Origin of the sequence: Pseudoalteromonas sp. 20-92 (genome assembly GCF_030847595.1) — a bacterium.
GTDB classification, from domain to species: domain Bacteria; phylum Pseudomonadota; class Gammaproteobacteria; order Enterobacterales; family Alteromonadaceae; genus Pseudoalteromonas; species Pseudoalteromonas fuliginea.
On record NZ_JANJGQ010000005.1, the window covers coordinates 137,807 to 151,112 of the forward strand.

Annotated in this window: 11 protein-coding genes; 10 read left to right on the forward strand and 1 reads right to left on the reverse strand. The window is 41.3% G+C overall.

The features are described 5' to 3' along the window. The first annotated feature begins 6 nt into the window (after positions 1-6). Genes tmk through NRL14_RS07200 form a run of 5 tightly spaced genes read left to right on the forward strand, consistent with a single transcriptional unit; the run spans position 7 to position 4,550 of the window. A complete protein-coding gene (tmk, locus tag NRL14_RS07180) occupies positions 7-633 on the forward strand; it encodes a dTMP kinase (RefSeq protein WP_008135397.1) in 627 nt (208 codons plus the stop codon). Between the two features lies 1 nt (position 634). Continuing rightward, positions 635-1,549, forward strand: a complete 915-nt coding sequence (locus tag NRL14_RS07185; RefSeq protein WP_007375261.1) for a DNA polymerase III subunit — start codon at positions 635-637, stop codon at positions 1,547-1,549. Positions 1,550-1,561: 12 nt separating this feature from the next. Beyond that, entirely contained in the window at positions 1,562-1,888 is a 327-nt protein-coding gene (locus NRL14_RS07190) for a PilZ domain-containing protein (protein ID WP_007375260.1), read from the forward strand. Between the two features lie 18 nt (positions 1,889-1,906). After that, positions 1,907-2,686 carry a TatD family hydrolase gene (locus tag NRL14_RS07195; RefSeq protein ID WP_007375259.1) on the forward strand — a complete coding sequence of 260 codons (780 nt, stop codon included), beginning with the start codon at positions 1,907-1,909 and terminating at the stop codon, positions 2,684-2,686. Positions 2,687-2,690: 4 nt separating this feature from the next. Continuing rightward, entirely contained in the window at positions 2,691-4,550 is a 1,860-nt protein-coding gene (locus NRL14_RS07200) for an alkaline phosphatase D family protein (RefSeq protein WP_306724326.1), read from the forward strand. Positions 4,551-4,770: 220 nt separating this feature from the next. Here the strand turns inward: NRL14_RS07200 and rsmF are convergent, their stop codons facing one another. Further along, the gene (gene rsmF, locus NRL14_RS07205; RefSeq protein ID WP_306724327.1) at positions 4,771-6,222 is read right to left on the reverse strand and encodes a 16S rRNA (cytosine(1407)-C(5))-methyltransferase RsmF; all 1,452 of its coding nucleotides are present in this window, start codon (positions 6,220-6,222) and stop codon (positions 4,771-4,773) included. Positions 6,223-6,487: 265 nt separating this feature from the next. Here rsmF and NRL14_RS07210 point away from each other — a divergent pair, with 265 nt between their 5' ends. The 5 genes from NRL14_RS07210 (at position 6,488) to prpF (ending at position 13,251) form a co-directional block, all read left to right on the forward strand. After that, positions 6,488-7,180 (forward strand): GntR family transcriptional regulator, encoded by a 693-nt coding sequence (locus NRL14_RS07210; RefSeq protein WP_002962362.1) that lies wholly within the window; start codon positions 6,488-6,490, stop codon positions 7,178-7,180. A 104-nt stretch (positions 7,181-7,284) separates the two neighbouring features. After that, positions 7,285-8,163, forward strand: a complete 879-nt coding sequence (gene prpB, locus NRL14_RS07215) for a methylisocitrate lyase (protein ID WP_149606354.1) — start codon at positions 7,285-7,287, stop codon at positions 8,161-8,163. Between the two features lie 49 nt (positions 8,164-8,212). Beyond that, entirely contained in the window at positions 8,213-9,337 is a 1,125-nt protein-coding gene (prpC, locus tag NRL14_RS07220) for a 2-methylcitrate synthase (protein WP_149606353.1), read from the forward strand. A 126-nt stretch (positions 9,338-9,463) separates the two neighbouring features. Beyond that, the gene (gene acnD / locus NRL14_RS07225; RefSeq protein ID WP_306724328.1) at positions 9,464-12,073 is read left to right on the forward strand and encodes a Fe/S-dependent 2-methylisocitrate dehydratase AcnD; all 2,610 of its coding nucleotides are present in this window, start codon (positions 9,464-9,466) and stop codon (positions 12,071-12,073) included. An 11-nt stretch (positions 12,074-12,084) separates the two neighbouring features. Further along, positions 12,085-13,251, forward strand: coding sequence for a 2-methylaconitate cis-trans isomerase PrpF (prpF, locus tag NRL14_RS07230; protein ID WP_149606351.1), 1,167 nt, complete (start codon positions 12,085-12,087; stop codon positions 13,249-13,251). Positions 13,252-13,306: the final 55 nt, after the last annotated feature.

Sequence of the window (13,306 nt, forward strand, 5' to 3'; positions counted from 1 at the left end):
TATTTTATGAAACCAAAATTTATAGTAATAGAAGGGCTAGAAGGGGCTGGTAAATCAACAGCAATTTCCTTATGCCAAGATTTTTTAAACAAAAAACAGATCGACTTTATAAATGTACGTGAACCAGGCGGAACACCACTAGCCGAATCACTGCGCACACTTGTAAAAGCAGAGCATGAAGAAGAAATTGCCTTTGAAACCGAATTGCTGATCATGTATGCGGCGCGTTCGCAGTTAATGCATAACGTCATTAATCCTGCGCTTGAGCAAGGTCAATGGATATTGGCTGATCGCCATGATTTATCATCTCAAGCATATCAAGGTGGCGGACGAGGTATTAGCTCAAATACACTAGCGTCGTTATCATCAATGGTATTAAAAGGATTGAAGCCCGATTTAACTATTTACCTTGATATTGACCCTGTTATTGGCCTTGAACGTGCAAAAGGGCGTGGCGAGCTTGACCGTATTGAACAAGAAGCTATTGAGTTTTTTCAGCGCACTCGCATGCGTTACCTTGAGCTTGCTAACGACGACAGCTCAATTAAAACAGTTGATGCAAACCAAGACATCGATAAAGTACACCGCGATATAACTAACGTACTACGTACATTTTTTGAAGGGCTAAAATAATATGGCACTGCCTTGGCTACACGATACACAGCAACGCTTAGCGCAGAGCTTTCGTGGCCAACGTTTTCATCATGCACAGTTGTTTTGTGGACCCATTGGCGTTGGTAAATTCGAGTTAAGCGATCAGTTAGCTAATGCCTTATTGTGCCAAAATATAGTACAGCAATCAGCAGCTGCTAATAGTATTTTAGCACCATGTGGCCACTGTAAAAGTTGTTTACTCACACTTGCAGGCACGCACCCTGATAAACGTTTAACGCAGGTTGATGGGCAAAGTATTGGCGTAGACGATATACGCGGGATCAGTGATTTTATGAATCACTCTGCGGCGCAAAATGGTAACAAAGTAGTTGTTATTAAAAATTGTGAAAAAATGACAACCGCCGCAGCAAATGCATTATTAAAAACGCTAGAAGAGCCAAGTAATAGCCGATTTTTGATACTTACAACAAGCCAAGCTGCACAGCTTCCGGCCACGATATTAAGCCGGTGTGCTAAAACAGATATAAAAGTAATAAACACACAACTTGCCCAGCAATGGCTTGAGTCATTGCAAATTAAAGGTTATAGCTGGTTGCCACTTTTTTATAGCCAACCATTACAAGTTAAGCATTGGCAAGAGCAAAGTCAGTTACAAAGTATTGATATGCTTTATAAGTTTGCAACTGAGTTTAAACAAAGTCATAATTTTAAAGTGTTAGTCGATATTATAAATAAACAGCCTGAGCTTGTTCGCATATTTACTTTGTTCTTAAGTGAGCAACTAAAGCAGCAGTTAATGCAAGGCATGAGCTTTGATGCATATCAGATTGCGCAACAGGCTCTGAGTGAATTTTTGCAAAATAACACAAAAATCCTTGGGCTTAATTTACCGCTTGCAGTATCGCGATTAGCGCACATATTACGTAATTCATAAAAAGGATTAAACATGCAAGAGCTATTAGTTGATATAGATGATCTAGATGAATTATATCGTTGTTATATGCCTTATTTAAAAAAAGGTGGCTTATTTGTACCCACTAATATGCGTTACGAAGTAGGGCACTCATTGGCACTTAGAGTTACCTTGCCTGATGCACTAGAAGATGATGTAGTGACGGGTAAAGTGTCGTGGATCACCCCACAAGGTGCACAAAGCTCTAACCCACCAGGGATAGGTATTACTTTCTTAGATGATAAAACAAACCTTAATTCTAAGATCGAAAAGCTACTGGGGACTATGTTAAACTCCGGTAATCCGACTTACACCATGTAGTAAAAAATAGGCCCAATTTTGATTGTAGATTCGCATTGCCATTTAGACCGTCTTGATTTTGATAAACTTGATTTAAACCTTGACCAAGTGCTTGATAAAGCACGTGCTAAAAAGGTTGAGCATTTTTTATGTGTAAGTGTAACACTTGATCAGTTCCCGAGTATGCTTGATAAAATTCAGCATTACGACGATGTATCAGCTTCTTGTGGCGTACATCCACTTGATCAAAAAGACGCACTTAACAAGCAGCAGTTAATTGACCTAGCATCGCACGACAAAGTAGTCGCTATTGGCGAAACAGGCCTTGATTATTATTATTCAAAAGATACACATGCAGTACAGCAAGCCAGTTTTGTTGGGCATATTGAAGTAGCTAACGAATTACAAAAGCCGTTAATTATTCATACTCGCGATGCACGTGTCGACACCATAAACTTAATGCGTGAACATAAAGCGGAAAATTGCGGTGGCGTATTGCATTGTTTTACTGAAGACTGGGATATGGCCAAAAAAGCGATAGACATGGGCTTTTATATTTCGATTTCCGGCATTGTTACCTTTAAAAATGCTTTAGAACTAAAAGAAGTCGTAAAAAAAATCCCACTCGATCGCTTATTAATAGAAACCGACTCGCCTTATTTAGCACCGGTACCGTATCGTGGGCAAACAAATCAGCCAGCATACGTAGAAGACGTTGCTTATTACATTAGCGAACTTAAAGGCATTAGCTTTAATGAACTGGCTAAAGCGACTACCGAGAACTTTTATTCTTTATTTAAATTAGCAGCTAAAGGCTAAATGCATGAAAACTCACACGGCAAACCTTCCTATTTTACTAATGGGGCCAATGGTGCGCCGTGCAGAGCAAACTGGAGTCTGTATTCAGTTTGCTACCAGCAAGTCTGCAAACTGCCAAATAAACTTATTAAATGTTGAGTGTTATAGTGATCAACACACTGTTTCTTTAGGGGAACATTTGTATCTGCATTTCGTCATTATAAAGCCAATAGACAACAAACTCCCTCTAGATAGCTTATTAAACTATGAGCTTGTAATTGACGATACAGTAATCGATTTATCGCCTTGGTGCTATAGCGGTCAAACAACGCCTGCATTTGTAATTCCTAATAAATTAAATGATATTTTGCATGGCTCGTGCCGTAATGCACATCATCCAGCAAAAGATAGCTTAGTGTCTGCAAGTCACTGGCAAAATAATCAGCGCGGTAATAATAATCAAGGCGCACAATTGCTATTACTGAGCGGTGACCAGGTTTACGCCGATGACGTAGCAGGCCCCATGTTATTAGCTATTCATCAGTTAGTTAAGCAACTCGGTATTTATAAAGAGCAACCACTTGCCATTGAGTTACCGGACGATATAAAAGAGCAACTTTATAATCGTCATTTGTATTTACCAAAAACGCCTTGGCAAAAACGTTCAAAATTAGGTATAGGTTACTGGCTAAAAAAAGACGAACCTCACTTTTCAAGTGTAAAAGCCTACAATCACCTTATCCATTTTGAAGAATACATAGCGCTTTATTTATTAAATTTTAGTGCTGCTGCTTGGCAATGCGTTGATATACAAAATACAACGTATTCAGGTCAAAACAAGCAAAACAAAACTATTTTTGACGCTGAAAAAACAGCACTGATTGATTATGCAAAAGGCTTAAGTGAAGTAGAGCGGTTGTTTGCCAATGTATCGACATTAATGATGTTTGACGATCACGATGTAACCGATGATTGGAACCTCACCGCTGGGTGGGAGCAAGCTATAAATGAAAATCCAAGTAGTAAACGAATCATTAATAACGGCTTAATTAGTTATTGGCTTTTCCAAGGAATGGGGAACGACGCACTAAATAAAACAGGCGAGTTACTAACACCTTTTAAGCAAAGCCGTACTGCTAATAATTTATGGCAGTTTAAAGCATTTGATAAACCACTAAACGATTTTAGTTTTTGGCATTACGAGTTAACTACAACCCCAAAAGTAGTGGTGCTAGATACACGTACGCACCGTTGGCGAAATGAGCAAAATTTTAACGAGCCTTCAGGTCTACTTGATTGGGAACGCCTAACAGAGCTTGAAGAAAGCCTATTAAGCCACGATCAGGTTATTATTGTATCACCAGCCCCCGTATTTGGTGTTAAATCAATAGAAGCTATTCAAGCCATGTTTAATATTTGCGGGCAACCGCTTATGGTTGATGTAGAGAACTGGATGGCACACGAAGGATCGGCTAAAAAACTACTCGATACGTTTAGGCGAACTGATACACCAAACGAAACGCTTATTTTATCGGGAGACGTGCACTATTCATTTTGTTTTTCAGTGCAAAAACGTTTTGGTAATCACCCAAACCGAATTTGGCAACTTACCGCCAGTGGTATTAAAAACGAATTTCCACGTAAATTAATAAACGTACTCGATAAACTAGATTCAATTTTATATGGACCAAAAAGCCCACTTAACTTTTTTACTAAACGTTGGCATATGGAAGTAGATAAACACCAAACTAAGGGCGAAGGGCAAAAGTATTTAGTAAGTGACTCTGCGATTAGTTTAATAACACTCGAACAAGGCAATTTAGCGCGCTATCAATTGATTCATGGCTCTGGGGAATTAACCGAATTTGATTTAGTTGAAAATTAAAAAATGCCCAGAGTAATTAGGAAAACTCTGGGCTTTAGAATGACTCTCTGTTGAGTCTTGCGTTAACTAAAAAAACTTTCTAGATTCTTAGGGAGAAGAAGAAAGTACTTAAAAGTGTAGTTAAGTAATGATAAAAGGCATAACTAAATTTTGCATTTAGTTATATTTAATAACAAATGCTTAGATTTTTTATGCGCAGTTTAAAATGGTTATCCATTTTTTATACCCAGCTTATTAACTGCGTATTTTGCACGAGATCTCGCGGCAGTGAGTTTTTAATCTTATTTTTTTGCCATTTTCCCAGCCCAATAGGGCACCCACACAGAGTTAATACCACCTCACCTATTGTCTGAGTTGCTTCAGTTAAGCGTATATCTTTACCTTGAAAATAATCATTTGCTTGCTCGTTATTTAAAGCAAATACATTAGTTTTACACTCATTGCCAAATACGGTTGCAAACTCGTGCGTTAGCCTTAAGCCATTTTTATGAATAATGCCAATTTGAATACCTAAGCGTGCGTACTTAATTTTATTTTGCAGGGCTTCAAACCCTTGTGGAAATAACCACAGCTCTTTGTCGCGCTGCATTAAGTTGCCAGGAAGATTAGTTAATTCAAAGTGCTTTTTAAGCGACTGCATAAACGCGGCACTTTGCTTTTTATCAAACTCGTTAAACGGAAACGCGCCTTTTTTAACAGTTTGATTTGGGTTATCGCAACTTGCGTGCTTTTTAAATTTAGCAATAAAAAAGCCTTCGCTATCGAAGGTTTGCGGCCATACATGTAAATAGCCCTCATTAGTTGTGGCTTCGCTTGCACCTTCAAATAAATCACTTAGGGATTGTGGCTCTATATAGTCGCCAAATTCACTGAGTAAATAATCGCATACTTGCTGGTTTTCGAGCGGAGTAAGTGTACAGGTTGAATACACTAACGTGCCACCTGGCTTTAATGCGTAAAATGCGCTTTTAATTAAGTCTTTTTGTACTTGGGCTATTTGTATGTTTGATTCTATTGACCAATTTTTTAGTGCGTCGGCGTCTTTACGCACAGTACCTTCGCCAGAGCATGGCGCGTCTAGCAATATGCTATCAAAGCATTCAAACATGTAGTTGCCAAATATAACGCCATCAAAGTGCGAGAGCGCACAGTTACCAACCCCCATGCGTTTTAAGGTGGCGCTAAGTACCTTTAAACGAGATGACGAAAGCTCATTTGCAACAAGCACGCCTTGGTTATCCATAAGTGCTGCAAGTTGTGATGTTTTAGAACCCGGTGCTGATGCCATATCAAGCACGGTGTTATTTTGCGAGTTAGCGAGTTTAATACTTTGTTTTAAGGCAATAGGCGGCAGCATTGAACTTGCTTCTTGTACGTACATCGCACCGCTTAGATGTAAGTCAGTATTACCAAGAGCGAGGTTTTGCTCTTCATCGCTTGGGCGTTCTAACCAAAAGCCTTCACTGCACCAAGGGATGGGGGTTAGCAGCCAATTTTTTTCAGTTGCACGTTCTACAAATTCTTCAATGCTAATTTTTAATGTATTAACGCGGATAGATTTTCTGAGCGGTCGACGACACGCATTTAAAAAGTCATCTAAGTTTAGATGCGCTGGTAAATAGGTTTTTACGTCATCAATAAAGTGCTCAGGAATAAAAGTGTTGGCGTTCACGCGTTAGCTCATACTATAAAAATAAAGCGCGATAATAGCATTTATATAACGCATTTTCAGCGCTTAAAAACGTAACATCCAATTTATTACTGTGTCGACACTTTGTTGTTTTACTCTATTTTAAAGGTGATTTTATACGACTTTAGATTAATAGTGTCGACAATGAGTGCGTTTTTTAGTCTTTTTGTTGTGCTCAAGGGTTGACATGGTTTTTTGATAAGCCCATAGTAACGGCATTAATTGTCGACAATCTAAAAAATAACTTATGACACACACATTTTTAAACGAAGCGCCTATTACTACCGCATCAGATCAGGTATTTGTAGATATGCGCCGTGAGATTGTTGAAGGCAGCATAGTTCAAGGTAGTAAAATATCAGAGCCTGAGCTTGCCAAACGTTATGGTGTAAGCCGTGCAACGCTTAGAGAGGCATTAAATCGCTTAGAAAGTTGCTACCTTGTTGAGCGTAAAGCTAACGTAGGTTGCCGAGTAGTTGCCCTTACCGCTGAGCGTTTGATTGAAGTTTATCAAGTTCGCAGTTCGCTTGAAGGCTTGGCATGTAGGCTGGCTGCCGACAATATGGAACCCGAAGAAGTAAAAGGCTTAAAGCAATTACTTAATCAGCACCTACAAACACAACGTGTTAAAGAGGGCGAATCTTACTATCAAGAAGCCGGCGATTTAGATTTTCATTACCGTATAATTCAAGGCAGTAAAAACGCGCATTTAATTCATTTACTGTGTAATGAGCTTTATCAATTAATACGCATGTACCGTGTACAAATGGGCATGGTGGGGCCGCGTGTATCAAAAGCGTTTGATGAGCATTTAGCTATTATTAACGCGATTGAAAACCACGATGGCGAACTGGCCGAAATGCTTATGAAGCGCCACATAAGTGCATCGCAAGCAAATATTCAAACCAAATTTGATTTATTAGCTAAGCAGAAAGCATAAGCTGTTAAAAGCTAAAAGCTAGCAAGAGCAGTTAAACAGTCACAATTACAGATTAAAACTATAAGTTACTCCACGTAGCAACCGTTCAAAGTGAGGAGAAAGTAATGTCAGCAGGATTAAAATTTAAACACGCTATTGCCAATAACCGCCCGTTACAAGTAGTAGGTACTATTAACGCATACACCGCGATGATGGCTGAAAAAATGGGTCACCAGGCTATTTACCTCTCAGGTGCCGGTGTTGCAAACGCCTCGTTTGGTATGCCTGATTTAGGTATGACAAGCCTTGATAACGTGCTTGAAGATATTCGCCGTATTACAGGTGCTAGCGATCTACCACTACTTGTTGATGCCGATACCGGTTGGGGTGGGGCGTTTAACATTGCACGCACGGTAAAAGAAATGACTAAAGCCGGTGCGGCGGGTTTTCATATAGAAGATCAAGTAGCGCAAAAGCGCTGTGGCCATCGCCCTAATAAAGAAATTGTAAGCCAAGGTGAAATGGTTGACCGCATTAAAGCGGCGGTTGATGCAAAAACCGATAGCGATTTTTATATTATGGCCCGTACCGATGCCTTTCAAAAAGAAGGCTTAAATGCCGCGATAGACCGTGCAGCGGCCTGTGTTGAAGCCGGAGCTGACGCTATTTTTGCAGAAGCCGTGCACGACCTTGCTGATTACCAAGCATTTGCAAAAGCGATTAACGTTCCAATTTTGGCAAACATTACTGAGTTTGGCCAAACACCTATTTACACAAAAGAGCAGTTAAGCGATGTAGGTGTTGAAATGGTGCTTTACCCACTAAGTGCATTTAGAGCCATGAATAAAGCAGCATTAAACGTGTATTCAGCAATTTTAAATGAAGGCTCACAACAAAGCCAAATTGAAAATATGCAAACGCGCTCTGAGCTTTACGACTTTTTAGATTACCACACGTACGAGAACACACTCGACACACTTTTTTCATCAAAAACTGACAAATAATAATTATTAAAAAATAAAATCACACACAAATTTAAGATAGGAGAAAATCATGGTAGATAAAGCATTAGGCGGCGCGGGTTTACGCGGGCAAGTGGCTGGTCAAACAGCATTGTGTACTGTTGGACAAAGTGGTTCTGGTTTAACGTATTGTGGTTTCGATATTAGCGAACTTGCCGAAAAAGCGCAGTTTGAAGAAGTGTCTTTTTTACTTTCACGCGGTGAGTTACCAACAACTAGCGAATTGGCTGAATATAAAGCTAAACTTAAAAGCTTACGCGGCTTACCAGATGCACTTAAAACTGTGCTTGAAAATATTCCTAAAGATGCGCATCCAATGGATGTAATGCGCACGGGCTGTTCAATGTTGGGTAACCTTGAAATGGAGCTTGATTTTAGCGAAGCTAATGATGCAATCGACCGTATGGTTGCTGTGTTCCCAAGTATTATTTGTTACTGGTACCGCTTTACACATGATGGCGTACGCATTGAAACACAAACTGATGACGACTCTGTTGGCGCACATTTTTTAACACTGTTACATGACAAAGCACCTAGCGAGTTATTTGCACAAGTGATGAATGTATCACTAATTTTATACGCAGAGCATGAGTTTAATGCTTCTACATTTGCGGGTCGTGTGTGTGCATCAACGCTTTCTGATATTCACTCTTGTGTAACAGGTGCGATTGGTACGCTACGTGGCCCACTTCATGGTGGTGCTAACGAAGCAGCTATGGATATGATTCAAGGTTTTACAAGTGCAGAGCATGCTGAGCAAGAAGTAATGGGCATGCTTGAACGTAAAGACAAAATAATGGGCTTTGGTCATGCGATTTATCGCGAGTCTGATCCACGCAATGTAATTATTAAAAAGTGGTCTGAAAAACTGGCGGCAGAGGTAGGCGATACCGTGCTTTACCCTGTGTCTGTTCGTTGTGAAGAGATTATGTGGCGCGAGAAAAAGCTGTTTTGTAATGCTGATTTTTTCCATGCATCTGCTTATCATTTTATGGATATTCCGACTAAGTTATTTACGCCAATATTTGTAATGAGCCGTGTTACTGGTTGGACTGCGCATGTAAAAGAGCAACGCGCTAACAACCGTATTATTCGCCCAAGTGCCGATTACACAGGCCCTGATGCACGTAGTTACACACCAATAGAGTCACGTTAAAAAATGAGTGAGCACGCATGTGCTCACTTTTTTATTGCACATAGCCACTAGCGAGCAGTTTTTCTCAAACTTTTCATTAAACACGCTAGCTGTGAGCAAACACCGTCACCAATTAGCGAATTTATTATGACCATAATTAATAACACCCAATACCGTAAACCCTTACCGGGCTCAAATGTCGACTACTACGATACGCAAGAAGCCGTAGATGCAATTAAGCCAGGTGCATACGCCACGCTACCTTATTCATCACGTGTATTTGCTGAAAATCTAGTACGCCGATGCGATCCTGCCATGTTAACCGATGCACTTAATCAGCTAATTGAGCGCAAACAAGATTTAGATTTTCCGTGGTATCCGGCGCGTGTGGTCTGCCACGATATTTTAGGCCAAACAGCACTTGTTGATTTAGCAGGGCTTCGTGATGCAATTGCAGCCAAAGGCGGCGATCCGGCAAAAGTGAATCCGGTAGTACCTACGCAGTTAATAGTGGATCATTCACTAGCGGTAGAGCATGCCGGTTTTGATCCTGACGCATTTGAAAAAAACCGCGCCATTGAAGACAGACGAAATGATGACCGTTTCCACTTTATCAACTGGACAAAAACTGCCTTTAAAAATATTGACGTTATTCCACCGGGTAACGGCATTATGCATCAAATTAATCTTGAAAAAATGTCGCCGGTTATTCAAAACCGAGATGGCATTGCATTTCCAGATACACTAGTTGGTACCGACAGCCACACGCCACATGTTGATGCGCTGGGTGTTATTGCTGTGGGTGTAGGCGGGCTTGAAGCTGAAAGCGTAATGCTGGGCCGTGCTTCTTATATTCGCTTGCCTGATATTGTCGGTGTTGAGCTTACAGGTAAGCGCCAACCAGGTATTACCGCAACCGATATTGTGCTGGCTATTACTGAATTTTTACGTGAGCAACGTGTTGTATCTACTTATTTAGAGTTTTACGGTGAAGGTGCAGACGCGCTTACACTTGGCGACAGAGCAACCATTTCAAACATGACACCTGAATTTGGCGCAACTGCAGCCATGTTTTATATCGATGATAAAACAATAGATTATTTGCGTTTAACAGGGCGTGAAGAAGAACAAATTGCCCTTGTAGAAAACTACGCAAAAACAGCGGGCCTTTGGAGCGATAGCTTAAAAACCGCAAAATACGAGCGTGTACTTACGTTTGATTTATCAAGCGTGGGGCGCAATATTGCGGGTCCATCTAATCCGCACCGCCGTGTATCAACAAGCGATTTAGCTAAAGAAGGTATTTCGGGTGTCGTTGAAAATGAAGAGGGCTTAATGCCAGACGGCGCATGTATTATTGCGGCTATTACTAGCTGTACCAATACCAGTAATCCGCGCAATGTAATTGCCGCTGCACTCCTTGCCCGTAACGCAAATGTAAAAGGCTTAACGCGCAAACCTTGGGTTAAAACTTCATTAGCACCGGGCTCAAAAGCAGTGCAATCATACCTTGAAGATGCAAACTTACTAACAGAGCTTGAGCAACTTGGCTTTGGCATTGTTGGTTTTGCGTGTACTACCTGTAATGGGATGAGCGGTGCCCTTGACCCTGTTATTCAAAAAGAAGTCATCGATCGCGATTTATACACGACAGCGGTGCTTTCGGGCAATCGTAACTTTGACGGGCGAATTCATCCTTATGCTAAGCAAGCATTTTTAGCGTCACCTCCTTTAGTTGTTGCGTACGCCATTGCAGGTACTATTCGCTTTGATATTGAAAAAGGGATACTAGGGCAAGATCAACAAGGCAACGATATTACGCTTAAAGATTTATGGCCGTCTGACGAAGAGATTGATGCAGTAATTAAGCAAAGCGTTAAGCCTGAGCAATTTAGAAAAGTATACGAGCCGATGTTTAATTTAACCGTAGATTACGGTGAAGATAACGACCCACTTTACGACTGGCGCCCAGAAAGCACCTACATTCGTCGCCCTCCTTATTGGGAAGGTGCACTTGCGGGTAAGCGCACTATGACCGGTATGCGCGCGCTTGCAGTCCTTGGCGATAACATTACAACGGATCATTTATCGCCATCAAACGCAATTATGGCAAGCAGCGCTGCTGGCGAATACCTGACCAAAATGAACGTCCCAGAGGAAGACTATAACTCGTACGCAACGCACCGGGGCGATCATTTAACAGCGCAGCGTGCAACCTTTGCCAATCCAAAGCTGCTAAACGAAATGGTACTTGACGAAAACGGCGACGTTAAACAAGGTTCTTACGCACGCTTAGAGCCACAAGGTACTAATACCCGTATGTGGGAAGCAATCGAAGCTTACATGGAGCGTAAACAGCCGCTTATTATTGTAGCCGGTGCCGATTACGGTCAAGGTTCGTCGCGCGATTGGGCTGCAAAAGGCGTAAGACTTGCTGGTGTTGAAGTAATAGCAGCTGAGGGCTTTGAGCGTATTCACCGTACTAACTTAATTGGTATGGGGGTTTTACCGCTTGAATTTAAAGCAGGCACAACGCGTAAAACTCTAAAGCTTGATGGCAGTGAAACGTACAATGTAGCAGGCGATTTAAAGCCAGGTGCCACCGTTAATTTAAGTATTACCCGTAAAGATGGTGAAGTACTCACTGTGCCTATGAAGTGTCGTATCGACACCCAAGAAGAGCTTTCTATTTACGCAGCTGGTGGTGTATTACAGCGCTTTGCTCAAGACTTTTTAGAAGCAACACAATCTGCATAAGGGCAAGCATTATGTTTAAACCGCAAATTAAAGTGCCTGCAACCTATATGCGTGGCGGCACCAGTAAAGGTGTATTTTTTAATTTAACTGATTTGCCAAAGCCTGCTCAAGTAGCAGGCGAGGCGCGCGATAATTTATTACTGCGTGTTATTGGCAGCCCCGATCCGTATGCTAAGCAAACGGATGGCATGGGCGGTGCTACATCAAGTACCAGTAAAACCGTCATTTTAAGTAAAAGTGAGCAAGCCGAACACGATGTTGATTACTTGTTTGGTCAAGTGGCTATAGATAAACCTTTTGTAGATTGGAGTGGTAACTGTGGCAACTTAACGTCAGCAGTCGGTGCTTTTGCCATTAGTAATGGTTTAGTCGATAGAAGCAGAGTACCTAATAACGGTGTTGCTATCGTGCGGGTGTGGCAGGCTAATATTAAAAAAAGCATATTAGTGCATGTCCCTATGACCAATGGCGAAGTACAAGAAACCGGCGACTTTGAGCTCGATGGCGTTACATTTGCTGCAGCTGAAGTAAAACTTGAATTTATAGACCCGGCTGATGGCGATGGCGCGTTATTTCCAACAGGCAACGTAGTTGATGACTTAGAAGTACCGGGTGTTGGTACTTTAAAAGCCACGATGATAAATGCAGGTATTCCTACTGTATTTATTAACGCCGCTGATATTAATTATACCGGCACAGAGCTGCAAGACGATATAAATAACGATGTTGCAGCGCTTGAAAAGCTTGAAACTATTCGTGCTTATGGCGCTGTTAAAATGGGCTTAATCACTAACATTAGTGAAGCGCAAGCTCGCCAACATACGCCAAAGGTTGCGTTTGTTGCAGCGCCTTTAGATTACAAAGCGTCTAGCGGTAAAATGATTGAGGCTGCCAATATCAACTTATTAGTACGTGCTATGTCGATGGGTAAACTGCACCACGCCATGATGGGCACAGCGGCTGTAGCTATTGGTACGGCTGCGGCTATTGAAGGCACACTCGTAAATATAGCCGCTGGTGGCGGTGCATTGAGTGAAGTTAACTTTGGTCATCCGTCGGGCACGCTAAAAGTAGGTGCTGAAGCTAAAAATACTGCAGGTAATTGGCTAGTTACCAAAGCAAGTATGAGCCGCAGTGCACGAGTATTAATGGAAGGGGTTGTAAGGGTTCCTTATTAAAATAAAGTCCCTCTTGTGATTATGCAGTGGGGTTTTCTATGTAGTAATTATTTCA